The following is a 25,106-nucleotide window of genomic DNA, read 5'->3' as shown; positions in this document are numbered from 1 at the left end:
ATCGGACCCGGCACGACGTCCGGGTCACAAGCGGAACGTTGCCTACAACTCCCTTCAGAACCAGGCGGCCTTGTCGACCAGGTTGACCAGGTCCAGGCCGCTCGCGAAGCGGCGCGCGTTGTCCCGCAGTACGGCGTACCGGCGTTCGTCGGCGTGCGGGCCGACCCCGGCGACGTGCGGGGTGATCAGAACATCCGGCCGCCGCCACAACGGATGGCCCGGCGGCAGCGGTTCCGTCTCGAAGACGTCGAGCGCGGCCCCGGCCAGGCGGTCCGCCTCAAGAGCATCCATCAGGGCGTCGAGTTGGACGGTCGGCCCCCGGCCCACGTTCACGAAGTACGCCGACGGGCGCAGCAGCGCGAACCGCTTTGCGTCGAAGAAGCCTTCGGTCGCAGGCGTATGCGGCACTGTCAGGATGACCAGATCCGCCGTGGGCAGCAACGCGTCGAGCGCCTCAGCCGGTTCGACCCGGGCGAACCCGGGCAACGGTCCTGCCGTGCGCGCGTCCACCCCGATCACCGTCGTACCGAACTCGGACAACAACCGGCCGACCTCGGCTCCGACGGCGCCGGCGCCGACGATCAAGGCCGTTGCCTCAGGCAAGGTCACCACCGAAGCCGGATCCCAGTCCGGCGCCCAGCATTCGTCCCGCTGATCCCGGAAGTACAGCGGCAGCCCACGGCACATCGCGAGAACCAACGCCAACGTGTGCGCCGCCACGTGATCGGTATAGGTGTCGCGCATATTCGTCACCACCACCGGGTGATCAACCAGCTCAGGGAAGAAGTACCCCGGCGGCGGAGCGGCCTGCGGCGCCTGCAACCACTTCAGGCTCTCGGTCAGCAGGTCGGGGGTGAGTACGCCGTACGCCGCGTCGGCCGTTTGGAGTTCGGCGCGCATGGCCTCGCACGGTGGGCGGACCACCTCCCAGCCGGGAACGTCCGCCATCAGCCGTTCCGGCCAGTCCCGGGTGGCGTCGACCTGAGGGGGAACCAGCACGAGCTTCACCCGCTTTCACCTCGGATCGCCGTACGGATGGCCTGCTGACGTGCCGGTGATGCCAGCCCTGCATGGTAGTACCGAACCTGGGAGGCGCCGGCCGCAACGAGTCGGGTGGTGAACGACGCGAGGTCCTCGGGCCGTTCGTCCAAGGCCGTCACGTTGGCCACCAGCGCTACGGCGGTCCGCGCGGCGGCCGCTTTGACCTGCGCCAGCGCCGCTTCCTCGTCGCGCCAGCACTTCAGCACGAAGGCGTCGGGTGATTCGGTGAAAGCCGTCAGATCCGTGCCGACGTCCGGCCCGGTCACCTGCGGGTCATCCGTTGCCATCAGCAACAGCTCAGGACCGGAGGCGACCGAACGGATATCCGCCACGAGATCCGCGATGACCTTCGCACGGTGCTGAAAGACGATCTCCGCGCGCGTCTTACCGATAGCGTCCGCGAGGTTGGCGCCGGCTGGAATGCCCTGCTGCAGTTCGCGATCCACCAACTGGCGGATGTCCCGCGCGAGTTGCACGGGATCAAGCTCAACAAGCTGTGCCGCGCACGCCGGGCAAAGGCACAACGACAGTAGATCCCGGGCACATGTCGACAAATCGGCACCGGCGGTCTTCTCATGGTGGCTGCCATGCTCGAAGCCGAGCCACCCGCAGGCCTCCAGCATCAGCTCGGCCACGTCGTACTGGGCGCACATTTCGCGAACCAAAGTCAGCACGTACGACCGGACTTCCGGTTGCGCCGGGCATAACGCGTACTGGAAGTTCTCCCCGAAGGCGTTCCGCACCGTGAGGTCCGGCGCGGACCGCCCGAGGATCGACGAATGCGTCAGCACCATCCACGCCTCGGTTCGTAACCCCGCGGCGGTCAATGCCTTCAGCGCCGTACCGAATCGGTCGTCATCGGGCACACCCCAGCCAGGTGCGACCGGCTGGAGCCGTTGCCCTCGCCAACGGTCCGGCCGGATCCGGAAGTACGCGGCCGCGTGGTCCGCATGCACCACCCGGTGTCGAGGATGCCAACCGGTCGTGGCCCGCACCGAGTGGTAGACCGCCTGCAGCGTGACGGTATCGGCGCCCAGGTCCGCGATCCGGCGAGCCGCGTCGGGATCGCCGACGAGATCCCAGGTGTACGCGAAGACCCCGTGCCTCACCATCGCGGGATCACCGGATCCCAGGCCGGATCGATCGCCAGCATCGGCGTGACGTCGTCCCGGGTATCGAACCCGGCGCCTTCGTACTGCTCGGCCAGCCGCGCCAGGGAATCGAGATCCAGCTCGACCCCCAGACCCGGGCCGGTCGGCACCGGGACCGAGCCGTCCACGAAACGCAAAGCGCCTGGCACAACGACATCCTCCACGAGATACGGGTAGTGGGTGTCGCAGGCGTAGGTCAGTTCGGGCGTGGCCGCGGCCAGCTGGGTCATCGCCGCGAGGCTGATCCCGAGATGCGAGTTCGAGTGCATGGACAACCCGAGACCGAACGTCCGGCAGACGGCCGCCAGTTCGCGGGAACGCCGCAATCCACCCCAGAAGTGGTGGTCGGACAATACGACCTGAACCGCATCCTGCCGTACGGCCGGCGCCAGGTGCTCGAACGCGGTCACGCACATGTTCGTTGCCAATGGCATCGATACCTCGCGGGCCACCGCGGCCATGCCCTCGATCCCGCCGGTCGGATCCTCCAGGTATTCCAGCACACCCTCGACCTTCCGGCTCACGGCAATACTCGTCTCCACCGTCCAGCCCGTGTTCGGATCGAGCCGCAGCGGGTGCTCCGGGAAGGCGTCACGCAGCGCGAGAATCACGTCCGCCTCGTCGAGCGCGGGCAGTACGCCGCCCTTCAGCTTGAGCGAGCGGAAGCCGTACTCGTCAACCATGCGACATGCTTGCTCGACGATGCCCTCCGCGGTCATCGCCTCACCCCAGGTGTCGTCCGGATAACCCGGCGACGGCACGTGTGCGGCGGCCTTGAAGAAGAGGTACCCGCTGTACGGAACGGCGTCCCGCACGCGCCCGCCGAGTAGATCCGCCACTGGCCGCCCGAGCGCATGACCCTGCAAATCCCAGCAGGCCACCTCGAACGCGGAGAACACCGTGGAAAGGGTCTTCGACGCGCTAGCGGCACCGATCAACCCGTGCGTCGCCTCGGCGGCTACCCCGCCAAGCGTCTCCCGCACAATCCGCTCCAACCAGTTGAGGTCGAACGGATCGAGCCCGGCCAGACGCGGAGCCACCAGGCGCAGGGCGTCAACGATGGCCCTATCGCCGTACGTCTCGCCGAGGCCTTCCAGCCCATCGTCGGTCCGGACCTGGAGGATCGACCTGAGCGCGTACGGCTGGTGCACGCCGTGGATATTGCGCAGGGGCGGGTCCTTCATCGCGATCGGCGTGATGACCACCTCGGTGATCCTCATGCGGCCTCCTTGCGAACCAGGGCCAGACCTCGATCGATGATCGACTCCAGTTCCTCCAGATGCGCAGGCGTGGGATCGGTCAAGGGTGAACGAACCGAGCCGACATCCGTCCAGCGCGAACGAACGGCGGCCTTCACCAGGGAAACGGCGTACCCCTGGCCTTTGTCGCGCAAGGTGACCAGAGGCAGGTAGAACTCGCTCAACAGGCGGTCGACCTGGGCGTTGTCACCGGCAACCAGCGCCGCCTCGAAGGCGTGCGCGATCTCCGGTGCGAAACAGTGCACCGCGGACGAGTACGCCCGGATACCGACCGCGCGGTACGAACGGGCCGTCACCTCCGCCGTCGGAAGACCGTTCAGGTACAGCAAGTCCGGCGCGGCGGCCATCACCCGTTGCATCAGGTCCAGGTCACCCACGCCGTCCTTGAATCCGATGACCCCCGGGATCGTCGCGAGGGCCGCCGCGCTCTCGGCCGTGAACACCGCGTTGTCCCGCTGGTACGCGATCAACGGCAGACCGGCAGAACGCGCCAGCGCCTGGTAGTGGTCGAGCAGCCCCTGCTGAGAGGCCTTCACCAGGTACGGCGGAAGGACCAGCAGGCCATCCGCACCAGCCTCGCGAGCGGCATCGGCGTACTGCTTGGCAGGGGCCGTTCCGTACCCCGTGCCCGCGAAGACCGGCAGCGCCCCGGCGGCCTCGGTCACCGCCGTACGGACGGCGGCGGCGTACTCGTCGAGGGTGAGCGAGAAGAACTCTCCAGTGCCACAACACGCGAAGATCGCGGCAGGTCCGGCGTCGAGCTGGACCCGCACGTGCTCGCGATAGCGGTCCAGGGCCAGGTCGCCGGACTTGTCGAAGGCCGTGACCGGGAAGGCGGATAGGCGGTCGAGAAACATAACGGGATCACCCCTTGGTGGCGCCGGCCAGGCCGCGCACGAAGTAGCTCTGGAACATCAGGAAGACGATCAGCATCGGAGCGAACGAAATGGTCATACCGGCGGCGAAACCGGTCCAGTCGACGGCGTGCTCGCCCTTGAACGAGAGCATGCCGACGGCAAGGTTCTGCAGTTCGGGCTGGCCGAGCGTGAAGACCAGCGGAATGTTGAACTCGTTCCAGTTGCTGACGAACTGGAAGATCACCACGACCGCGATGACCGGCTTGGCCAGCGGCAGAATCAGCCAGAACGTGCGCAGGAATCCGGCGCCGTCCAGCTTGGCCGCGTCGAACAGATCGCTCGGCACACTCGCGAAGAATCCCGTGAACATCAAGACGTACAGGGCTCCGGCCGATCCCGACATCGCCAGGATCACCCCGGCGCGGGTGTTCAGCAGGCCGAGCTGCTGCACCAGCACGAACTGCGGAATGATGATCGAGGCCACTGGAATGAACAACGTCGCGATGATCAGCCGATGCAGCAATACCCGGCCGGGGAAGTCGAACCGCGCCAGCACATAACCGCACAGGGCGGACTTCACCAGTTCGATGAAGGTGGAGACGGTCGAGTAGAGCACGGTGTTCGCGAAGTACTGCGAGAAGCCCGCGTTCACCCAGGCCCGGGCGAAGTTGTCGAAGTTGAGCTGGTCCGGGATCAGGCTCGCACCACCGGTGAACAGGCCGCCCTGGGTTTTGAAGGCGGCCGAAATCGTCCACAGGAACGGGTAGATCCAGATCAGGCTGATCACCAGCAGGATCGGAATCGCGACGGCGTTGTTGCGCAGGGCGCGACGACTCGAGGTGCGCATCAGACGCCGTACTCCTTTCGCAGTTTCTGGGCCCGGCGGACGAAGATGCCCTGGCTGGTGACCAGCACGAAGGCGATCACCGAGAACAGCAGCGCCGCGGCCGACGCGTAGCCGTAGGCGAACGGCACGCTGCCGAAGGCCTCTTGATAGATGAAGTAGGAAACGACGTACGTGCTGGTGCCCGGGCCGCCGCCGGTCAGCGTGACGACCAGGCCGAACACGTGCATCGCGTTGACCAGCGCCAGCAGCAGAATCACCACCGCTACGGGCTTGATCATCGGCAGCGTGATCTGAGTGGCCTTCTGCCATTCGGTGGCGCCGTCGATATCGGCGGCCTCGTAGAGCTCCTCGGGCACGTTCTGCAACGCGGCCATCCAATAGATCATGTACTGGCCGAAGATCTGCCAGATCGAGACCAGCACGATCACGGTCAGCGCGCTCCACCGGCCGGCGAACACGTCGACCGGTTTGTCGACGAGTCCGAGGTCCAGCAGCAACGCGTTCAGCGCGCCGTTCGACGGGTTCAGCAAATAGGTGAAGATCAAGCCGGCCATCGCGACCGGAATGATCAGCGGCGCGAAGAACACCGTGCGGAACAACTTGGTACCGCGCAACCACTTGCGGGTCAGGATGATTGCCATCAGCAAGGACAACGGGAGCTTGATCACGGTGTTCAGCACGGCAAAGATCAACGTGTTGACCACGGCCAGCCAGAACAGCTTGTCGTTCAGGATCGAGCCGTAGTTGCCGGTACCAACAAAGTTGTCGATCGGCCCGATTCCGGACCAGTCGAAGAACGAGTAGTAGACGGTGGCAACCAACGGCCACAGGGTGAATCCGAAGTACAGCAGCAGGAACGGGACCAGGAAAACGAAGATCCAGACTCGGTCGAAGCCCCGGACCCGTTCACGGCCGGTGTCGGTAGAAGTGGCCATCAGCGCTTGTACTTGTCCAGACCGTAGTCAGCGGTGTAGTCCCAGTCGGGGAAGGTGTAGCACTCCTTCGACACCTTCAGCCCGGCCGCCGCCTCCTCCTTGAGCTTGTTCTCGAACGTCGTCTGGCGCTCCCGCACCAGCGCACTCGCGAGCGGAGCCAGTGGCTTCTTGCCGACCAGGGCCTCGACCATCGCCTCGTACTCACCGGCGGGCCGCTTGCCGGTCGCCTCGAGATAGGCCTTCGACTTGGCGATGTCCGTGCACTTGAGTACCGGCACCGGCACGTTGACGCGGAAGCCCGGCGTCTCGGCGATCTTCATGATCTGCTGGATCGCCGGTTCGGTGACCATCTTCTTGTTGTCGGTGAACGCCAGTGTGCCGAAACCCTGCTGGTAGTACTCCTTGACGAAGAACCCGTCCGGATCGGTCATCCAGTTCAGGAACTCCCACGCCTGCTGGTGGTGCGGAGTCTGCGAGCTGATCCAGTACTTGTTGCCGTCGTGCTGCCGCGACAGCGCCCCGGTGGCACCCGTGTCCGGATTGGGATGCGGCGCGACGGCGTAGTTGTCGCTCGTGAAGCCCTGGCTCTTCCAAACGCTCGGCATCCAGGTGCCGTCGAAGTAGATGGCGGCCTGATTCGCGGCGAACTGCTGGCGCGAGAAGTTCTTGTCGTTCGTACCCGGCGCCAGGTAGCCGTTGCCGTTGAGTTCCTGGATGAACTCGAACGTCTTCAGCGCGGGCGGATCGTCGAGTGCGAACTTGCCGGTCTTCAGGTCGAAGAACAGATCGGTCCGTACGCCGGCCGCGAGGGCGAAGTAGATCCGCTGCAGCTCGCGGCCCTTGCTCGGCGCGGCGATGCACTCGGCCTTGGTGCTCGCCTTGACCTTCGCGCAAGCGGCTTTCAGCTCGGACCAGGTCTTCGGCGGATTGTTGAGGTCGAGCCCGGCGTCGGAGAAGACCTTCTTGTTCAGGTACATGTAGCCCGGTCCCCAGTAGAGGTTCTCCGAGAAGGGGAAGCCGTAGGTCTGGCCGCCCGACTGGTTGATGCCGTCGACAAACGATCCGGCCGGCCAGCGCTTGAGGAAGTCCTCCGGCGGCTTGCCACTGGGATGCAACGGCTTGATCCACTGCTGGGTGAGCAGTTGGCCCATGTTCATCGGGCCGCCGTCACTCCAGTAGAAGATGTCCGGCGCCTGCTTGCTCTGGAAGGCCAGCGGCAGGGTCTTCGCGTACTCGTCCTGGGTGATCGAGCGCCACTCGATCTTCACCTTCGGGTTCGACTTGTTGTACTCGGCCGCGATCGTCTTGTGGAAGTCGACCTGTTCGGCGGAGAAGTCCCAGATCTTCAGCGTGATCTGGCCGTCGGCCTGCTGAGCGTTCGGACCGCTCGGGTCCGTGCCGCAGGCCGCGATCAGCGCCGTTGTCAGCGTCAGTGTCGCGGCCGCGACCGCGGCACGGCGTAGTGCCTTCATGAGCCCTCCTCAGGGGCGGAGCGGTTGGCAGAGCGCTGTGGGTAAGCGCTTGCCCGCTGACCTTAGACCCGTCCGGGCCGAACGACAAGAGTTCGTCTGAAAGCGTTTTCAGAAATATCTGAGCGCTGATGGCAAGCGTTTTCTCACCTTAAGTTAGGCTGAGCGGGACCCCGGAGGAGGGCGAGTGCAGAACCGGCCGGCGCGGTCCGCCCGCGTCACCATCACCGATGTCGGCGCGGCCGCTGGGGTGTCCCCGGCGACCGTTTCGCGCGTCCTGAACGGCACCGCCCGGGTCGAGGAATCGCTCGCGCTTCGGGTCCAGCAGGCCGTCGCCGAACTCGGCTACCGCCCGAACGCCGCCGCGCAGGGGCTGGCTCGCGGGCAGTGGGAGACGATCGGCGTGCTGGTGCCCGATCTGGCGAACCCCTACTTTCCCGACGTACTGAAGGCCGTCTCGGCGGTGGCCCGATCGAACGGCCGGCGGATGCTGGTGATGGAGTCCGACGAGGACCCCACGGTCGAGCACGAACTCGTCGAGGACCTGATGCGCTGCTGCGACGGCGTACTGCTCTGCTCGCCGCGCATGCCCCGCGCGGAGCTGGCCGAACTGGCCGCGCGCGATCATCCGATGGTGCTGTTCAACCGGGTCGAGCCCGGGCTGTCGGTGCCGTCGATCTCGGTGGACTTCCACGGCGGCATGACCGCCATCTGCGGACACCTCGCGCAACTCGGCCACCGGCGCGCGATCTACCTGGCCGGGCCGGAAGCCTCGTGGGCCAATAGCGAACGCATCCGCGCCTTCTCCTCCGCCCGGGCCTTCGGGCTCGAGGTCACGGTGGTGCCGTGTGGTGCGACCAGCCAGGCCGGGTACGACGCGGTGGCTCTCGCCGAGGGTTCGCGCCTCGGCGATCGGGGAGCCGTTTTTGACGACGGGGTGACGGCGGTGATGACGTACAACGATCTGGTGGCGTTCGGCGCGCTGATGCGGCTACGCGAGCTGGGCGTTGACGTACCGGGGGAGATCTCGGTGACCGGGTTCGACGACATCTCCCTGGACCGGGTGGCCCATTCGAACCTCACCACCGTGTCCGTGCCACGGGACGAGCTTGGCCGGCAGGCGGGGGAGATGCTGGAACAACTGCTCACGAAGGGTTATGACGCCGAGCCGCGGTACCTGCCGATGGAGCTGCGTGTCCGCGATACGACCGGGCGCGGGCCGGTTCCTTAACCGGCTTCACTTAAGGTGAGGCTCGCCATACTTTGTCCTGAGTTGGGAGCGAGCTTGTGATCAGGTCCAATCGTGTCACCGGAACGGCCGGCCTGATCGCCGCGTTCGCGCTGGTCCTTGCCGGCTGCGGCAGCGCCGACAAGCAGCCCGACTCGGGCGTCGGTGACTCCGAGGTCGCGACCGGCGGGCGGCTGTTCGCGACCGCGGACCAGGAGACGGCCAAGCTCGGCTCGACTGCCGAGGCCGGCGTCTTCCCGCGTACGGTCAAGCACGCGCTGGGCGAGGCCCAACTTCCCAAGAAGCCCGAGCGAGTCGTCGTACTCGACAGTGGTGAGCTGGATGCCGTTCTCTCGCTGGGCATCACCCCGGTCGGCATGGGCGTCAACACCGGCCAGAACGGCGTACCGGGCTATCTGGCCGGCAAGGCCTCCGGAATTACCTCCGTCGGCACGGTCAGCGACCTCAACCTCGAAGCCATCGCGAAGCTTCAGCCCGACCTGATCCTCGGCAGCAAGCTGCGCGCCAACGACCTGTACGACGAGCTGTCCGCCATCGCGCCGACGGTCTTCAGCATCCGCCCGGGCTTCCCGTGGAAGGAGGACTTCCTGCTGGCCGCGGAGGCCCTCGGCGAGGAGACGAAGGCGGTCCAGGTGCTGAACGACTACCAGAAGCGCGCCAACGAGGTGAAGGCCAAGGTCACCGGTTCGCCGGAGATCTCGCTGGTTCGTTTCCGCCCTGGCGGCACGATCCGGCTCTACGGCAACAAGTCGTTCATCGGGGTGATCCTGAAGGACATCGGCCTGCCGCGCCCGAAGGTGCAGAACGTCGAGGACCTCGCGGTCGAGATCTCCGAGGAGAACATCACCCAGGCCGACGCCGACTACCTGTTCTGGTCCACCCAGTCCGGCGCGAAGGACTCGGCCGAGCAAAAGGTTGTCAACGGCAAGCTCTGGTCCGCCCTCGGCGCGGTCAAGGCCGGCAAGGCGATTCACGTCGACGACGAAGTCTGGTTCCTGGGCCTAGGCCCGCTCGGCGCCCAAGCCACCCTCACCGACCTGGAAAAACACCTCACCGCCACGCCGTAGCCCTCCCGTATCCCGCTCATCGGACCCTAGTGACACGGCGTGTCGCCCTTCATCGGACGCTTGTGACACGGCGTGTTGCGGCTCATCGGACCCTTTTGACCTTGGCGATCGCGTGATCAGACGTGACCTTGAGTGGACTGATTGGATGTGCCCATGGTGCGAAGTCGAGCGGTTGACGGATTCGAGCTGGCGTACGACCGAACCGGAATCGGCACCGGCCGTCCGGTGATCCTGTTGCACGGCTGGCCCGGTGACCGGACGGACTACCGCGCGCTGGTTCCGTTGCTGTCCGGGCGGGACGTGATCGTGCCCGACCTGCGCGGATTCGGCGAGTCGGACAAGCACGAAGCCGATCCAGCCGAGCAGTACAACGCGATCGCCCAGGCGCGGAGCATCATCGGCCTGATCGAGGAGCTCGAGCTGGAACGGCCCGTGCTCGTCGGGTACGACGTGGGCAGCCGCGTCGCCCAGGCCGTCGCGAAGGCCCGGCCGGAACTGGTCGAGGCCCTGGTGATCGCGCCACCCGTGCCGGGGGTCGGGAAGCGCGTGCTCGGGGTGGGACCGCAGCGGGAGTTCTGGTATCAGCCGTTCCACCGGTTGGAACTGGCCGAGCAGTTGATCGACGGCAAACCCGGCGCTGTACGGGCGTACTTGCGCCACTTCTGGCAACACTGGTCCGGGCCGGACTACGTACTGGACGAGGTGGATCTGGATCACTTGGTCGAGGTGTATGGCGTCCCGGGTGCGTTTGTTGCCTCGATCAACTGGTACCGCGCCGGGGCGGCGACCGTTGCTGTCGCGGCTGTCGAGCAGGCCCCGGCTCGGGAGGACCGCGTCGGCGTACCGGTGACGGTGCTTTGGCCCGAGTTCGACCCGTTGTTTCCGCGCGAGTGGTCGGATCGGTTGGAAGACTTCTTCGCCGACGCCCGTTTGGAACTTGTGGACGGGGTAGGCCACTTCGCGCCCGTGGAGTACCCGGAGCGTCTAGCCGCCGCAATCCTTGGCTATCCCTAGATTGCGAGGGATTCGGATCAGCGAAGCCGGTGGTCGCCCGTCCGCCTGAGGAGTCGCGAGTTGTCAGGCGGGATGGGTCCGTGTCAAGGGTTTGGGAATCGCCGGGCGACGCCGCTCCGCGCCCTTGGCTCGGGCCAACTTCGGCCAAGTGCGCGGGCTGTCAGGGGGACGTGAAAGGTATGGCCGGTTGCGCGAGTGATGCCGCGCTCCGCGTCAGGATTCGTACGACCGACCGGGCCGGGTTTCGCGGCTGCTGGCCGAGGCGGAAGCCGTGGAGATGGCGGTCATCCCGCTCTTGCTCGCGTGGCCCGAAGTCCGGTGCCGGGTTTTTGTGCGACTAGCTGGCTACTACCGGGTAGTCACACAAGAACCCGGTAGTGGGAACGCCAAGACCCGGTAGTGGCGCAACAACCCGGTACCGCTGCCAGAACCCGGTAGCGACGCCACCACCCGGTACCGCTGCCAGAATCCCGTGGCCGCGCGACAACCCGGTACTGTCGCCACAGTCTGGTAGCGGCCGCCAACCCGGCAACGCGCCTAGGTCGGCCACTGGAGACACGTTGTGGGGGCCGAGCAACCCCAACCGTGTCCTCGCAGGGGTAATAACGCCCTGCCAGGACACTATCTCCCCTGCCAGGACGCCGGTTCTCCCGCAGGGGTGGCGGTTGCCGCGGGGGTGGAACGGCTTGACGGCAGGGCCGGAGTGGCTGGGGGTGGCGCGGGGCTTGGGATTCGGCGTTAGACGATGTTTCGTTCGGGGTGAGAGGTGGTGGCGGTGTGGAAGCGGTGGGCATTGAGTGGGGTGATGTCGACGAAGGGCTTGCGGCCTAGGTAGAGGTCGCGGATTACTTCGCCGACGGCCGGGCCCTGGAGGAAGCCGTGGCCGGAGAAGCCGGTGGCGTAGAGGAAACGGTTGGTGGTGTCGGCTTCGCCGATGAGGGCGTTGTGGTCGGGCGTTACCTCGTACAGGCCGGCCCATCCGGAGGCTACGCCCGCGTCGAGGATCGTGGGGGCGCGTTGTTCCATCGTGGCGGTCAGACGTGGCAGCCAGGTGTCGGTGGGCGTGAGATCGAAGCCGGGTGGCTGGTCCGGATCGGACATGCCGAGCAGGAGGCCCTTTCCTTCACCGTGGAAGTAGAACGAGCTGCTGAAGTCGATCGTCATCGGCAGGTCCGGCGGCAAGCCAGTGATCGGTTCGGTGATGAGGACTTGCCGTTTCAGGGGCGTGACGGGCAGGTCCACGCCGGCCATCGCGGCCACTGCGGCGGACCAGGCGCCCGCTACGCAGATCACGGTGGAGGTTTCGATCCGGCCTTGGTCCGTTACCACCGTGTGAATGGTGTTGCCTCGGCCCTCGATATCGAGCACCTCGCAGCCGGTGCGCAGTACGGCGCCGAGGCGGCGTGCGGCGGCGGCGTACCCGAGGACGACCGATTCCGGTGTGCAGTGCCCGTCGGACGGGGAGAAGCAGGCGGCGAGCAGGCCTTCGGTCGAGATGAGCGGCGACAACCGGTGGGCTTCGGCCGGGCTGATCACTCGGGTTGGTAGACCGGCGTCGTTCTGCAGGGTGGTGCTTGCCTCGAACAGGGCGACGTCTTCCGGACGGGACAACAGGAAGAGGTATCCGGGCGTGCGCAGGTCGATCTCCTGCCCGGGCCGTTCGGCGAACTGGTGGAACAGTTCCAGACTGCGAGCGCCGAGGGCGATGTTGAGCCGGTCGGAGAAGTTCGCCCGTACACCGCCCGCTGCCTTGCAGGTGGAGCCCGAGCCGAGGCTGTCGCGTTCCACCAGGACGATGTCGCGGACGCCGGCCTCGGCGAGGTGGAACGCGATACTCGTGCCCATCACCCCGCCGCCGATCACCACCACCTCCGCCCGTCGCGGCAGTAGAGCTGACCTCGGCGATGGCGCCGGCGCGTGCTCTGGTGCGGCGCCCCGTCCTGGTGGCCGTGGCCAGGCGTCGCCCGGCGGGGAAGTGTCGGTTGGCGCGGGCATGGTCAGGGGAGACGGAAGGCTAGGTCGGCTTCTACTGTTTGAGTGTCCATTTGGGCTTTCTGCAGTTTGCCGGAGTAGTCCCAGTTCATGGACTGCCAGCGGGTGAACTGGTCCAGCACCCAGATGCCGCTCTGGCGGGAGCCGTTGCCGGATTTGCCGTTGCCGCCGAAGGGGAGGTGGGCCTCGGCGCCGGAGGTGGAGTTGTTCACGCTGACCATGCCGGCCGAGATGCCCTGGGCGAAGCGGAAGGCCTTGTTCGGGTCGGTGGTGTAGATCGAGCTGGACAACCCGTAGCCAGGTTCGTTGCCCAGGGCAATAGCCTCGGTCAGGGTTTGGTACGTGGTGATGCCGACGATCGGGCCGAAGGTTTCGCTCAGGAACAGCTCGTCGTCCGCGCGGACGCCGTCCACGATCACCGGGTGGTAGAACAGCCCGGCCTCGGGCGAACCGACGAACCCTGGGCGGGGGTTGTCCGCGCTGACCCGCCCGGTGGCACCGATGACCTGGTGGTGGGTGGCGATCCAGCCGAGCGACTTCTCGAATCCGGCGGCGAACTTCTCGTCCAGCAAAGGCCCGAACAGCACGTCCTGGGTTGGATCGCCCATGGCGGCCGAAGCCACCGCCGCGCTGAAGCGACGGACGAACTCGTCATGGACGGACTCGTGCACGATGATCGTGCCCAGCGACGTACAGCGTTGGCCGGCTGTGCCGAAACCGGAGAACAGGGCGCCTTCGACGGCCAGATCGAGATCGGCGTCCTCGGTGACGACCATCGGGTTCTTGCCGCCGAGCTCCAGGCACGGGGTTTGCAGATGGCGCCCGCAGAGCTCACCGATCTGGACGCCGACCTCGCTCGATCCGGTGAATCCGACCTTGTCGATCAGGCCCTCCGCCAGCGACTGCTCCAGCCCTGCGAATGTGTCAGGACCGTCGGCGTACACCACGTTGAGGACGCCGGCCGGTACTCCGGCGTGGGCGAAGATCTCGTAGAAGGCGTCGGAGCAGACCGCGGAGTACTCCGCTGGTTTCCAGACGACGGTGTTGCCGCAGAGCAGCGCCGGCACGATGTACCAAGACGGTACGGCGACGGGGAAGTTGCCCGCGGAGATCACCGCGACGGCGCCGACCGGCCGGCGGAAGGTGAACAGCTGCTTGTCGGGCATCTCCGACGGCACGGTCTGCCCGTACAGCCGACGGCCCTCGCCGATGAAGAAGTCGCAGGTGTCGATGATCTCCTGGACCTCACCGAGCGCCTCGGCCAGCGGTTTGCCGATCTCGCGGGTGACGAGGGCGGCCAGCCGGTCCTTGTTGGCGGTCATCAGCCGCCCAACGTTCGCAATCACCTGGCCGCGTTGGGGCGCGGGTAATGCCGCCCAATTCGCCTGCGCCGCCTTGGCCGCCCGGGCCGCACGGACGAAATCGTCCGGGCTCGCGAGGCCGATCGTGCCGAGCAGGTCGGCGGTGTTGGCGGGATTGCTCGACGGCACGGTGCGGGCGGGGTCGCCGATCCGCTGCCCGGCCACCACGGACAGGATGCTGGTCACAGCTGGGTCCTCTCGACGGTCTGAGTCCGCCCAGCCTCCGTCACCCGCCACCGGCTCGCAACCCCAGTCCGGCCCGCCTGTGGATAACGGTAAACTGGAAGCGTTCCAGAACCGTGTCGGATCGACAGGTGAGGTGCCGATGACCCAGCGCAAGCCGCCCGGGATGAGCTTCGAGACCTGGACCGAACAGCAGGTGCAGCACGCCGATCGCGCGGGCGCCTTCGACAATCTGGAAGGCGCGGGCAAGCCGATCCCCAGCCTCGGCGCGCCGCACGATCCGGACTGGTGGACCAAGAGCCTCATCAAGCGCGAGGGCATTCCGGCCGAGGAACTCCTGCCCGAACCGCTCAAACTGCGCCGCGAGATCGAGCACCTGCCCGAAACCGTCAAGGGCCTGTGGAAGGAACAGCAGGTCCGCGACCTGGTCGAGGGCATCAACAAGCGGGTGACCGAGTGGATCCGGTTCGGCACCGGGCCGTGGGTCGCGGTGACCCACGTCGACGTGGAGAAGGTTGTCGCCGACTGGCGTGAGTTCCGCGAAGCCCGCCGTCAGCACCAGGCGGCCGAGGCCACGGCGGCCGCCAAGCGCGAGGCCGAGCGCAAGCCCTGGTGGCGCCGCGCCCTCTTCGGCGAATAGGCCGCACCCAGCAAAAGGCTATTCGCACAACAGCCGGAGTGCGGCCGCCTCGATCGCCCGTTCCGACAGCAGTACGGAACTGGCTGCAGCGCCCAACGGTACGAACGAGTCCTCGCTCGTCACCCGAGCCATCCGCCCGGGATAACGCCGGTCCACCAGCGCGGCCAGAACGCCCTCGGACACCCCGCCCGAACGCCGCGTCTCATCCACCACCAACACCCGCCCAGTTGCCTTTGCCTCGCGCAACAAATCGTCCACCGGCAACGGCGCGAGCCAACGCAAGTCCAGCACCCGCACGCCAATCCGCTGTCTACGCAGGTCTTCGGCCACCCGCAAGCTCATCGCCACTGCGTTGCCGAAGGTGACCAACGTCAGGTCGAGCCCGTCGCCGTACACCCGTCCCTTGCCGAGGGCAACATGCTCAGCCGGGTACTCGGTCAGCCACTGCTCGTCGCCCTCGGCGTACAGGTCGCGCCGGTGGTAAAGCGCGATCGGCTCCAGGAACACACAAACCGTGCCCTCGGCCTTCGCCGCCGCCAGGCAGGTGGTCAGCATCGCCGCGGCGTCATCCGGCCGAGCCGGCGACGCGATCACCAGGCCCGGGACATCCCGCAGTACGCCGATAGCGTCGTCGTTGTGGAAGTGACCGCCGAATCCGCGCTGATAGCCATAACCCGGAATGCGGACCACCATCGGGTTGCGGTACTGGCCGTTGGAGAAGAACTTGAGCGTGGCCGCTTCACCCCGGAGCTGGTCCTCCGCGTTGTGCAGATAAGCCAGATACTGGATCTCCGGCACAGGCAGCAGACCGGAAACACCTGCGCCGAGCGCCAGCCCGAGGATCGACTGCTCGTCCAGCAACGTGTCGAAGACGCGGGCCGCTCCCGCCTTCTTCTGCAGGCCTCGCGTAACGCCGTACACGCCGCCTTTGCGGCCCACGTCCTCACCGAAAACCAGCATCTCCGGGTACGACGACAGGCCTTCCTCCAGCGCCCGGTTGATCGCCTGCGCGAGCGTCAATCGCGCTGAAGCCCTGACCGTCGGTCGCGTGGCCAGATCGGCGACCGCGGTGGCATCCGGATAGGCCAGGGGTGCCGCGATCGCCGCGGCCGAGTCGAGCTGCGGTGAGCCGAGAACCTCGGAGGCGATACGCATCACCTCGGTGCGTTTGGCCTCGTAGCGTTCGGCCACCTGATCCGCCGTACAGGCGCCGGATCCGATCAGCAGGCGCGCCGTACCGAGTAGGGGGTCGCGTGCCTCGTCGGCCTGGATCTCGGCCAGGCTGCGGTAGGCCGTCTCGACGTCCGACCCGGCATGACCGAGCAGCCGTATCGTCCGCAGGCGCAGAAACGCGGGCCGCCGGGTCTTCCGTACGGCGTCCGCCGCGGCCGAGGCCACCTGCAGCGCGTCGGCCAGGTCCGTCCCGTCGGCCTCGAAGTAGCGAAGGCCCGGGCGGTGGCCGTAGGTGTGCTCGATCCAGTCGGGCGGGGTCCGCACGCTGATGCCAAGGCCGTTGTCCTCGCAGACCAGGAGCAGGGGGATCGGCAGGCCTTGGTACGACGCGTGCAGGGCCGCGTTGATCGCGCCCGTGGCCGTCGAGTGGTTGGCCGAGGCATCACCGAAGCTGCACACCACCACCGCGTCGGACGGCCAGGCGCACGGTACGCCGAGTTTGGCCGCGCGGGCGATCGAGAACGCGACGCCGAGCGCTCGCGGCAGGTGCGACGCGATCGTGGAGGTCTGCGGAATCACCGCGAGATCGTGCCGGCCGAAGACCTTGTGACGGCCGCCCGCGATCGGTTCGGCTGTCGCGGCGGCCACCCCGAGCAGGATGTCCCGCACCGCGTCACCAGCGCCGCCAACGTTGGCCTGGGCTGCGCGAGCCAGGTAGAAGGCGCCGGAACGGTAATGCAGCAAGGCCGGATCGGTCGGGCGGAGCACCGCGGCGACGGCGGCATTGCCCTCATGACCGGACGAGCCGATCGTGTAGTACCCCTGGCCCTGCGACTGCAGCCAGCGCGCGGCCAGATCCGCGTGCCTACTGCCCACCTGGGCGTCGAAGAGCGCCAGCAATCGATCGGCCGGGAGATCGCACGCCTTCGGCTCCAGCGCCTGGACGTGCTGGGCGAAGAGGTCGTCGGCCGAAGGCACTAGTGCCCCCTGTCCGAGGAACTTCGAGTACGGGCCATCAGAAGTCGCAATCGACGATCGCGGTGCCCTCGTTGGCGTCGGCGAGGATGTTCAGCAACTTGGCCGATTTGCGCAGCTCTGCCGCGTCGAGGTGGTCCGCGAAGAACGCGGCGACCACTGCGTCCACGACCAGGGCCGCCTTGGCCAGTGCGTCCTTGCCGGCGGGAGTCAACTCGGCCCAGGTGGCCCGGCGGTCTTCGGGGGAGGCGGTTCGAACAACCCAGCCGTTCTTCTCCTCCAGCTTGCCGACCAACCGGGTGGCGCCGCTGCGGGAGATCATCAGCCGCTCGGCCAGCGGGGCCATCCGCAGCCGGCCACCGGCCTGATCGAGCTCAGACAGCACTTCCCGCTCGAAATAAGACATGTCGGTGTTGGCCCGTAGCGTGTTGTCGAGCTGGGCGAACAGCAACGTGTCAGCGCGGTACAACGCCCGCCAGGCGGTCAATTGGTCCCCGGACGACTTGGATGCCATGACGAAAAGTGTACATAAGAACAGTTGACGTGTGAATGGTTCACCGACTACGGTCTGGCGTAAATAGTTGCGACGTGAACTCTTGAGGTGTGCATAAATGGCGGAGTGGAGAGCGGTTCGGCCGCTGCGGCACCGGGACTACCGGCTGCTGTGGATCGGTCTCGCCGTCGCATTGATCGGTAGTGGACTGTGGCTGGTGGCGCTCGCGTGGCAGGTGATCGAGCTGGGCGGTGGACCGATCCAGCTCTCGATCGTCACCACGGCGTACAGCGTGGGCCTGGTCACCTGTGTGTTGTTCGGCGGCATCGCGGCGGACCGGCTGCCGCAGCGGACGGTGATCGTGGCCGCCGACGTGGTCCGCGGCGTCGTGCTGCTGGGCGTCGCCACGCTCGCTTTCCTGGATGTGCTGACCATCTGGCAGTTGGCCGCGGGCGCGCTCATCATCGGCGCCGGTGAGGCCTTCCTGATCCCTGCGTATACGGCACTGGTGCCACGGCTGTTGCCCGAGGACGAACTACTCGCGGCCAACGGTCTGGAAGGTACGTTGCGGCCGCTGGCGCAGCAGGCCACCGGCCCGGCCTTGGGTGGTATCGCCGTGGCGACGCTTTCGCCGGGTGTCGCGATTCTTGTCGCGGGTCTGACCTACCTTTTCTCGGCCGCCTGCGTTCTGGCCATGCAGGTCCGTCCGGCGCCCGCCGTGGCGCCTTCGGAGCACCAGCACAGCGGCGTCAAGGCCATCGTCGCGGACTTCCGCGAAGGCTGGACCTACGTGCGCAAGACCCGCTGGCTGTTGGCGTCGTTGCTGTTCGGCATGGTGTTCGTGTTGTTCATCCTCGGGCCGATCGAGGTGCTGCTGCCGTTCGCGATCCGGGATCAAACCGGTGGCGGCGCCGGGGCGTATGGTTTCGTGCTGGCCGTCTTTGGTATCAGCGGGGCCATCGGTGCGCTGCTGATCTCGTCCCGGCGGTTGCCACGGCGGTATCTGACGGTGATGACGTTGATGTGGGGTCTGGGCTCCGCGCCGTTCGTGCTGCTCGGCATCGCGGGCGAGGTCTGGCAGATGGCCCTCGGCGCCGCGATCGTCGGCGCGACCGGATCCGCGGGAATGGTCATCTGGGGCACCTTGCTGCAGCGCCGGGTACCGGATCACCTGCGTGGGCGGATCTCCAGCCTGGACTTCTTCGTCTCGCTGTTGCTGATGCCGGTCTCGATGGCGCTTGCCGGACCGGCGGCCAGCCTGTTCGGGGTGACGGCCGTCTTCATCGCCGCGGGCATCGGCCCGGTCATCGCCTGCCTGGTCGCGGTCTGGCTCGGCCGGATGCCCAGCGACGAACTCGCCAACCCGCTCGACACCGCTCCCGGCGACACCGCTCCCGGCGACGCCGCCACCGGCGACGCCGTCACAGACACCGTCGACGTCGCCGCCGGGGCCGAGGGGCAGGTTGGGATCGGTGCCGCTGGGCCTGAGGTTGAGGCCGCGGTCAGCGAGGTGCGCTGAAGTAGAGGACCTCGCGGACCTGGTCACCACCCCAGGTGGCCGGTCCGCGTCCGGTCTCGATCCAGCCGGCTCGCCGGTACAGCCCGATCGCGGCGTTGCCGTTGTCCGCGACCTCCAGCGTCAGTTCCCTGCCGAGGTCCCGCGCGGCCGTGACGCACTGCGCCAGGAGCATGCGGCCGATCCCCTGCCCGGTGGCCGCCGGGTCGACGTACAAGCGCTCGACCCGGGCTCCTTCGCCTTGCTCGGCGAGTACGACGTGACCCGCGAGCTGACCGTCGACCGTGGCCACCCAGGTACCAAGGGCCGTCTCCGGCGTGAGCCAGGCGGCGGGATCGGCCGGCCAGTGCAACGGGTACGCGACAGCCTCATGAACTTCGCGGAGGACCCGGACGCACGCGGGCAGATCGTTGCCGGTGCGCGAACGGATGTGCGGGCTGGGCATCGGGACAGAATGCCAGACCGGCGCATTCGGCCTGGCCCACTGGGTACCGGGTCTGTTCCCGAGCTGTACCGCGTTGTTCCCGAGCCGAGAGGACAAGACGATGAGTGACGTCGGTGATCTGCACCTCGCGACGGTTGTTGTGAACACCACCGATCTGGACCGCGCCACCGCCTTCTGGACGGCCGCGCTCGGTTACGAAGCGAAGGACACGTTCTTCGACGGACACTTCGCCCGGCTGGTGGACCCGGATGGCGCGAAGCCGGCCGTGTTGCTGCAACAGGCGAAGGAGATTCCGTCCGAACCCGCGCCGGTGCACATCGATCTGTACACCAGTGAACGCGATCGCCAGGTCGAGCGTCTGCTCGAACTCGGCGCCAGCAAGCCAGCCGACTGGCCGTATCCCGACAATCACGACTTCATCGTGTTGCTGGACCCGGACGGTAACGAGTTCTGCGTTATCCAGCACAACGCCTGAGCTGTTTGCGCCTCGCCCTGCGGGGGTACGGCTTCGAATGACCCGCCATCGTCTTTCCCGGATCAGAGGGTGCACCATGATCACCGCGTCGACCACCCGGCCCGGCTGAGATGCGGCCCGGCCCGGGAGTACGACGGACCGCCCTCGCCGCGGGGGTCGGTGTCGCTGTCGCGGGTGGTCTCGCCGGTGTGCTGGTGCTCGGGCCGTTCGGATCCCTGCTCCTACTGGCGATTGTGTTCGTTCTGGTCTGGCCGGCTGCGCTGGTAGTGCGTTCGGTCACCACCGAGACCGCGTACGGGCCGCCACTGCTGGTCGCCGCCATCGCCGCGGGTGGTGTGCTCGCGCTGCCGGGATTGATCCGCCTGCTGACCTGGGGTGCGCTCGGCTGGTTGTTCGCGATCTGCCTGGCCCTGTTCGCCATACTGCTCGATTGGGCGATCCGGCGGCGTGCGCGGCGACGGCCCGATTTGTATGCGACCCTGCCGTCGCGGCTGCGCCCGGGTGGTGACACCGCGCCTGCGGAGCAATCCAGTACGGCGGGTCCGGCCGGGGCGAAGGCGGTCGATGACGCCGAGCCGTCGATGTCGGTCGGGGAGTTGTGCCGAATCTGGCGTGAAAGCGGTCAGGCCTTGCGCCGCGCCCACGACGCACACGATCGCGAGACCATCGCGGAGGTGCGGCGGTTGTGCCTCAACGAACTCGAACGCCTCAATCCCGAAGGCTTCCGCCGCTGGCTCGACGCCGGCGCCCCCTCCGACCCCGGCACTTTCCTGCTCCGCAAATCCGACTAACCGGCCCCTCGCACCAACGCCACCGCGGGGCGCTATGCGGCCTTCTTACGAGTGGTTGTCTTCTTGGCAGCCGCGGACTTCTTCGCGGCGTTGGACGACTTCTTCGCGGCGGAAGAGGACTTCTTCGCCGTAGTGGTCGTCTTCCCAGCCGCCTTCTTCGTGGTCGTCTTTTTGGCGGCGGGTTTCTTCTTGGCGGGGGACTTCGCGGCGGCGGCCTTCTTGGTGCCAGCCGTCTTCTTGGCGGGGGACTTGCCGTTGCGGCGGGCGCGGGCGGCTTCGACGCTGGCACGCAGGGCGGCGACCAGGTCGTCGGACTTGGTCGGCTCGGGCGCATCCTCGGAGATGACCACCTCCTTGCCCTTGCGCTTGGTCTCCACCAGCTTCTTCACCCGCTCGGTGTAGCTGTCGTGATAGTCCTGCGGCCGCCAGGTGCCGCTCATCGCCTCGATCAGATCCGTCGCCATCGCCAACTGCTTGCCACCACTGGACTTCGCCGGCAGCTTCCCGGTCTCGGTGGGATCGCGGATCTCGTCCGCGAAGAACATCGTCTCCAGCACGAGCACCTTGCCGTCGGCGCGAATCGCCGCGAGGTACTCCTTGCCCCGCATGACAAAACTGGCGATACCGGTGCGATTGGTCTTGGCCAGCGCATCCCGCAGCAGCGCGTACGACGAGGTGTTGTCCTCTTCGGACGGCGCCAGGTAGTAGCTTTTCTGGAAGTGGATCGGGTCGATCTCGTCCAGGTCGACAAACCGGGAGATTTCCAGCGACCGGGACCGGCCGGGCGCGATGTCCTCGAGTTCTTCCGGCTCGACGATGACGTACTCGCCACCGCCTACCTCGTGGCCCTTCACGATCTTGTCGTAGTCCACCTCGCGACCGGTGCGTTCGTTCACCCGCTTGTAGCGGATCCGGTCCGACGTACCGCGCTGGAACTGGTGGAAGTCCACCTCATGTTCCGAGGTCGCGCTGAACAGCCCGACTGGTACCGAGACCAGCCCGAACGTGATGTAACCCGTCCAGATCGCACGCGCCATTTCGGCACCACCTTTCGTCTGAACCGGCCGGTACCCGTTCGGCCGTCGTTCAAGACTCGGAGCGCGTGGCCCGTCCCAGCCGGTTGAGCCGCTTCCTGGCGTCCCGACTCGTCTGCTGGGCGGCCCGGGCTTCCTTGCGGGCCTCGTCCAGGGCGTCGCCGAGGCGCCGGACCTCCTCTTGCGCCGCCTCCAACCGCTCGCGGGCTTCGGCCAGGTCGGTGGTGAGGTCCTCGACCGTCGATTCAGCGGCTTCCGCGGCGGCGACGGCCTCGTCCGCTTCGCGTTGCGCCTCGAGCCGCTCGGCCTCGCGTTGTTCGGCCTCCAGGCGTTCGGCTTCCTCCCGCTCGGCCCGCTTCCGCGCCTCGGCCGCGGTCTCCGAGGATCCTGAAGACTCCGACTCAGGCGCTTCTTCCGCAGCGCGCCCAGCTTGGGAGCGCTTCTTGCGCCGTTCGTCCGCCCGGCGCCGCCGGTCGTCGGTCAGTGGCATGACGTTGGAAGGCTCGCCGCTCTCGTCGACAACACCGAAACCGACATGCCGCAGAGCGCTACTCAGGCGTGCGTCCCGCAGGGCTTCACCGGCCGCGGGGTCGATCAGCGCCGCGTCCAGCGTTTCGCGCAGCTTCTGCCCGACATCAGCACTGATTTTGATCCCGGCATCCGCAGCCAGCTTCTGCGCCGCCTTCGCCAGTACGTCGATCTGCTGGTGGCGGCGTGGAGTCAGTTCGCGGAGGCGTTCGCCATCGAGATCAGCCGTGGCCTCGCGCAGTTCGTCACCGAGGGCCAGCAGGTCGTCGAGTTCGTCGGGCTTCTCCCGGGCGACCAGGTTCGCCACCCAGGCCGCGACGGTGGGTTTGCGCAGCGCCTTCAGGCGGGCGGATCCGGCCGCGTCGCCGTCGGCCTTCAGTTGCTTGGCGAGTTCGTTGCGTTTGCTGATGAAATCCGCCGCGGGCACGCCGTACAGCTCGGTGGCCGCCTCGTCGAAGTCCATGCCCCGACCCTAGCGGCCGATCGGCCAACTCGGCCGCCTCCACCAGCGCGCGAGGCGTAACGCGGCTCGACCGCACCGGGTGCCGGTGCGGTCGAGCGAGTGCCTTCGAAGCCGCGGCCAGCTCTGCCCACCGGCCCAACGGGCCGTCGGCAAACTCGTCGCGAGCTACGTCAGCAAAGGCGCTAGACGATCAGCGCTTGTCGAAGGCGTCCTTGGCCTTCTCGCCGGCCTGCTTCAGATCGGCCTTGGTCTGATCCATCTCGCCTTCGGCCTGCAGGTCCTGGTTGTCGGTCGCGTCGCCGGTAGCCTCCTTGACCTTGCCCTTGGCTCCTTCAGCGGCGTTCTTCAACTTGTCCCCGATACCCATCGGTTCCTCCTCTGTGGATCGGCGGATCGGTCCTTGCCCTCGCTGTGCCCAGATCCTGGCGAACTATGCGTCCCGCAGCGCATCGCGATATTGCCGCCGCTCGAACCAGAAGAAAACGGTCAGCAGCGCCACGAGCGCGGCGCCCCCCGTGCAGTAGGCGAGCAGCAGGGCATCGGTACCGGCCACCCGGATGACCACCAGCGCGGTGCCGATCGCGCCGATACCGGCTGTGATCAGCCCTGTTGTGGTGGCGATGCTGAACAATTCCGGCTTCCTGCGCACCGCCAGCATGGCCAGCGCCTCCGTTGCGTCCGCCGGGTCCGGATGGCGGCTGTACTGGCCGAAGTACTCGGCGTTCTCCTGGTCGAGTTGGCGGTAGAACCGGCGGATCCGCACGATCGCCCGCTGGTACATCAGCGACTGCGCGCCCGTTTCGACCAGCCGGACGGTGGTGATCAGGCCGAGACCGAACAGCAACGGCAATACCGCCGAGACGAACGGCCAGAACACCCAGCTGTTGCCGACGGTGAAACCGATCGCCACCATCGAGCTCGACACGGTCAGGATGAAGGCCGTAGCGCGGGCGCCACCCTCGGTGATCGCCGTACCGGCGGCTGACTGGAGAACGTAGTGTTCGGTCGTCAAAGCGCCGACAAAGGCTGAACGACGTTCGGTATCTTCCATCCCCTCTACGTACCCGCGACCACCCGGCGAATGCATACTCGCTGCCCGGATACGGACCGTGTGCAAGGGGTACCGGGCGGGCATGCGGTTGCGACGAAGCAAGCTGGACGGACCGGGCCTTACCCGTAAGGGCAGGGGCCGCGGGTTCTGCTATCTAGATGCCGACGGCAACCCCGTCACCGACCCGGAGACGCTCGAGCGACTCAAGGCACTCGCCGTACCTCCGGCCTGGCGGGACGTGTGGTTGTGCCCTTTCCCCAATGGACACATCCAGGCAGTTGGTACCGATGAGGCCGGCCGCCGCCAGTACCTGTACCACGAGGCGTGGCGAACGAGTCGCGACGCGGAAAAACACGAGCGGGTACGACGCCTGGTCCGCCGCCTCCCGGACTTCCGCCAGACGGTCGAGGCGGATCTCGTCCGGCCGGGGGTAAGCCGTGAACGGGTCCTGGCCGTCGCGCTGCGCATGCTCGACCACGGGGTGTTCCGGACCGGTGGAGCGCAGTACGCCGACGAGTACGGCAGTCGCGGCGCCGCGACTCTACTCCGCACGGACGTCTGTATCCGGCGCGGCAAGCTCCTCTTCGACTTCACCGCCAAGGGTGGTCAGCGCCGCTCACTCGAACTGGCAGACCCCGAACTATCCAAGGCTGTCGCGACGCTTAAGCGCAGCCGGCACGACAATCCCCTGCTGCTGGTCTGCAAGGAAGGCGAAGGCTGTCGCCCGATCCTCGCGGAGGACGTGAACGAACGGTTCAAGGAGCTGGTCGGCGACGGTCATACGGTGAAGGACCTGCGTACCTGGCACGCGACGGTCTACGCGGCCGTCGTACTCGCCAAGGCCGAACCACCGCGCAGCAAACGGGCCACTCAGAGCGCCATTCGCCAGATGCTGACCGAGGTCTCCGAGGAACTTGGCAACACCCCTGCCGTTGCCCGCCGGTCGTACGTCGATCCGCGGGTGGTCACCCAGTTCGAGCGCGGCCGCACCATCGCGCCGGCCATTCGCCGGGTGGGCTCGAACGATCTGACCCGGCCGATGGTCCGCGCCGCGCTGGAGCGTTCGGTGGTCCGGCTGCTGAGCTTGGATTGAGGCC

At 67.1% G+C, this 25,106-nt stretch carries 24 protein-coding genes; 8 read left to right on the top strand and 16 right to left on the bottom strand.

Annotated elements, in window-relative coordinates; genetic code table 11:
- Positions 1 to 54: 54 nt before the first annotated feature.
- From ACFFGN_RS10700 to ACFFGN_RS10670, 7 genes are read right to left on the bottom strand one after another with little or no spacing between them, the layout of a single operon-like run.
- Complete coding sequence (locus tag ACFFGN_RS10700; protein ID WP_380046006.1) at positions 55 to 1,008, bottom strand: D-2-hydroxyacid dehydrogenase; 954 nt, start codon at positions 1,006 to 1,008, stop codon at positions 55 to 57.
- The gene (locus ACFFGN_RS10695) at positions 1,005 to 2,153 is read right to left on the bottom strand and encodes an alpha-amylase family protein (RefSeq protein ID WP_380046004.1); all 1,149 of its coding nucleotides are present in this window, start codon (positions 2,151 to 2,153) and stop codon (positions 1,005 to 1,007) included. Before ACFFGN_RS10695 ends, ACFFGN_RS10700 begins: the two co-directional genes overlap by 4 nt.
- Positions 2,147 to 3,412 carry a glucarate dehydratase family protein gene (locus ACFFGN_RS10690; RefSeq protein WP_380046002.1) on the bottom strand — a complete coding sequence of 422 codons (1,266 nt, stop codon included), beginning with the start codon at positions 3,410 to 3,412 and terminating at the stop codon, positions 2,147 to 2,149. The genes ACFFGN_RS10695 and ACFFGN_RS10690 overlap by 7 nt, the downstream gene beginning before the upstream one ends.
- Positions 3,409 to 4,308: a 5-dehydro-4-deoxyglucarate dehydratase gene (locus tag ACFFGN_RS10685; protein ID WP_380046000.1), complete on the bottom strand. Its 900-nt coding sequence runs from the start codon at positions 4,306 to 4,308 to the stop codon at positions 3,409 to 3,411. The genes ACFFGN_RS10690 and ACFFGN_RS10685 overlap by 4 nt, the downstream gene beginning before the upstream one ends.
- Before the next feature lie 7 nt (positions 4,309 to 4,315).
- On the bottom strand, positions 4,316 to 5,155 hold the full coding sequence (locus ACFFGN_RS10680) for a carbohydrate ABC transporter permease (protein WP_380045998.1): 840 nt from the start codon (positions 5,153 to 5,155) through the stop codon (positions 4,316 to 4,318).
- A complete protein-coding gene (locus ACFFGN_RS10675; protein ID WP_380045996.1) occupies positions 5,155 to 6,090 on the bottom strand; it encodes a carbohydrate ABC transporter permease in 936 nt (311 codons plus the stop codon). The genes ACFFGN_RS10680 and ACFFGN_RS10675 overlap by 1 nt, the downstream gene beginning before the upstream one ends.
- A complete protein-coding gene (locus tag ACFFGN_RS10670; RefSeq protein WP_380045994.1) occupies positions 6,090 to 7,562 on the bottom strand; it encodes an ABC transporter substrate-binding protein in 1,473 nt (490 codons plus the stop codon). The genes ACFFGN_RS10675 and ACFFGN_RS10670 overlap by 1 nt, the downstream gene beginning before the upstream one ends.
- A 184-nt stretch (positions 7,563 to 7,746) precedes the next feature.
- Between ACFFGN_RS10670 and ACFFGN_RS10665 the strand changes: the two genes are divergently transcribed.
- The 3 genes from ACFFGN_RS10665 to ACFFGN_RS10655 all read left to right on the top strand — a co-directional run bounded on the left by ACFFGN_RS10665 (position 7,747) and on the right by ACFFGN_RS10655 (position 10,889).
- The gene (locus ACFFGN_RS10665) at positions 7,747 to 8,790 is read left to right on the top strand and encodes a LacI family DNA-binding transcriptional regulator (RefSeq protein WP_380045992.1); all 1,044 of its coding nucleotides are present in this window, start codon (positions 7,747 to 7,749) and stop codon (positions 8,788 to 8,790) included.
- Positions 8,791 to 8,846: 56 nt separating this feature from the next.
- Complete coding sequence (locus ACFFGN_RS10660) at positions 8,847 to 9,875, top strand: ABC transporter substrate-binding protein (protein WP_380045990.1); 1,029 nt, start codon at positions 8,847 to 8,849, stop codon at positions 9,873 to 9,875.
- Between the two features lie 153 nt (positions 9,876 to 10,028).
- Entirely contained in the window at positions 10,029 to 10,889 is an 861-nt protein-coding gene (locus ACFFGN_RS10655) for an alpha/beta fold hydrolase (RefSeq protein WP_380045988.1), read from the top strand.
- Positions 10,890 to 11,627: 738 nt separating this feature from the next.
- Here ACFFGN_RS10655 and ACFFGN_RS10650 read toward each other — a convergent pair.
- Together ACFFGN_RS10650 and ACFFGN_RS10645 are read right to left on the bottom strand one after the other, a co-directional pair.
- A complete protein-coding gene (locus ACFFGN_RS10650; RefSeq protein WP_380045986.1) occupies positions 11,628 to 12,752 on the bottom strand; it encodes an NAD(P)/FAD-dependent oxidoreductase in 1,125 nt (374 codons plus the stop codon).
- Positions 12,753 to 12,886: 134 nt separating this feature from the next.
- The gene (locus tag ACFFGN_RS10645; RefSeq protein ID WP_380045984.1) at positions 12,887 to 14,428 is read right to left on the bottom strand and encodes an aldehyde dehydrogenase family protein; all 1,542 of its coding nucleotides are present in this window, start codon (positions 14,426 to 14,428) and stop codon (positions 12,887 to 12,889) included.
- Positions 14,429 to 14,567: 139 nt separating this feature from the next.
- Between ACFFGN_RS10645 and ACFFGN_RS10640 the strand changes: the two genes are divergently transcribed.
- Complete coding sequence (locus ACFFGN_RS10640) at positions 14,568 to 15,065, top strand: DnaJ family domain-containing protein (protein WP_380045982.1); 498 nt, start codon at positions 14,568 to 14,570, stop codon at positions 15,063 to 15,065.
- A gap of 18 nt (positions 15,066 to 15,083) precedes the next feature.
- On the opposite strand, the gene ACFFGN_RS10635 is transcribed toward ACFFGN_RS10640, so the two are convergent.
- Together ACFFGN_RS10635 and ACFFGN_RS10630 are read right to left on the bottom strand one after the other, a co-directional pair.
- The gene (locus ACFFGN_RS10635) at positions 15,084 to 17,216 is read right to left on the bottom strand and encodes a transketolase C-terminal domain-containing protein (RefSeq protein ID WP_380045980.1); all 2,133 of its coding nucleotides are present in this window, start codon (positions 17,214 to 17,216) and stop codon (positions 15,084 to 15,086) included.
- 37 nt (positions 17,217 to 17,253) lie between these two features.
- Complete coding sequence (locus tag ACFFGN_RS10630) at positions 17,254 to 17,727, bottom strand: MarR family winged helix-turn-helix transcriptional regulator (RefSeq protein ID WP_380045978.1); 474 nt, start codon at positions 17,725 to 17,727, stop codon at positions 17,254 to 17,256.
- Between the two features lie 97 nt (positions 17,728 to 17,824).
- Between ACFFGN_RS10630 and ACFFGN_RS10625 the strand changes: the two genes are divergently transcribed.
- On the top strand, positions 17,825 to 19,225 hold the full coding sequence (locus tag ACFFGN_RS10625; protein ID WP_380045976.1) for an MFS transporter: 1,401 nt from the start codon (positions 17,825 to 17,827) through the stop codon (positions 19,223 to 19,225).
- Here ACFFGN_RS10625 and ACFFGN_RS10620 read toward each other — a convergent pair.
- Positions 19,209 to 19,667, bottom strand: coding sequence for a GNAT family N-acetyltransferase (locus ACFFGN_RS10620; RefSeq protein WP_380045974.1), 459 nt, complete (start codon positions 19,665 to 19,667; stop codon positions 19,209 to 19,211). The genes ACFFGN_RS10625 and ACFFGN_RS10620 overlap by 17 nt on opposite strands.
- Before the next feature lie 100 nt (positions 19,668 to 19,767).
- Between ACFFGN_RS10620 and ACFFGN_RS10615 the strand changes: the two genes are divergently transcribed.
- Together ACFFGN_RS10615 and ACFFGN_RS10610 are read left to right on the top strand one after the other, a co-directional pair.
- Positions 19,768 to 20,142 carry a VOC family protein gene (locus tag ACFFGN_RS10615; RefSeq protein WP_380045972.1) on the top strand — a complete coding sequence of 125 codons (375 nt, stop codon included), beginning with the start codon at positions 19,768 to 19,770 and terminating at the stop codon, positions 20,140 to 20,142.
- Positions 20,143 to 20,252: 110 nt separating this feature from the next.
- Positions 20,253 to 20,933: a hypothetical protein gene (locus tag ACFFGN_RS10610; RefSeq protein WP_380045970.1), complete on the top strand. Its 681-nt coding sequence runs from the start codon at positions 20,253 to 20,255 to the stop codon at positions 20,931 to 20,933.
- Positions 20,934 to 20,965: 32 nt separating this feature from the next.
- Here ACFFGN_RS10610 and ku read toward each other — a convergent pair whose 3' ends face one another.
- The 4 genes from ku to ACFFGN_RS10590 all read right to left on the bottom strand — a co-directional run bounded on the left by ku (position 20,966) and on the right by ACFFGN_RS10590 (position 24,009).
- Complete coding sequence (ku, locus tag ACFFGN_RS10605) at positions 20,966 to 21,970, bottom strand: non-homologous end joining protein Ku (protein ID WP_380045968.1); 1,005 nt, start codon at positions 21,968 to 21,970, stop codon at positions 20,966 to 20,968.
- A gap of 49 nt (positions 21,971 to 22,019) precedes the next feature.
- The gene (locus ACFFGN_RS10600; protein WP_380045966.1) at positions 22,020 to 22,958 is read right to left on the bottom strand and encodes a hypothetical protein; all 939 of its coding nucleotides are present in this window, start codon (positions 22,956 to 22,958) and stop codon (positions 22,020 to 22,022) included.
- A 190-nt stretch (positions 22,959 to 23,148) separates the two neighbouring features.
- Positions 23,149 to 23,325, bottom strand: a complete 177-nt coding sequence (locus ACFFGN_RS10595; protein ID WP_380045964.1) for a CsbD family protein — start codon at positions 23,323 to 23,325, stop codon at positions 23,149 to 23,151.
- A 63-nt stretch (positions 23,326 to 23,388) separates the two neighbouring features.
- On the bottom strand, positions 23,389 to 24,009 hold the full coding sequence (locus ACFFGN_RS10590; protein WP_380045962.1) for a hypothetical protein: 621 nt from the start codon (positions 24,007 to 24,009) through the stop codon (positions 23,389 to 23,391).
- An 82-nt stretch (positions 24,010 to 24,091) separates the two neighbouring features.
- Here ACFFGN_RS10590 and ACFFGN_RS10585 point away from each other — a divergent pair, with 82 nt between their 5' ends.
- Positions 24,092 to 25,102, top strand: coding sequence for a DNA topoisomerase IB (locus ACFFGN_RS10585; protein ID WP_380045960.1), 1,011 nt, complete (start codon positions 24,092 to 24,094; stop codon positions 25,100 to 25,102).
- The last annotated feature ends 4 nt before the right edge of the window (positions 25,103 to 25,106 follow it).

The sequence above is a fragment of the Kribbella deserti genome (assembly GCF_042434725.1).
GTDB lineage: Bacteria > Actinomycetota > Actinomycetes > Propionibacteriales > Kribbellaceae > Kribbella > Kribbella deserti.
This window is presented reverse-complemented; position numbering and strand designations above follow the sequence as displayed.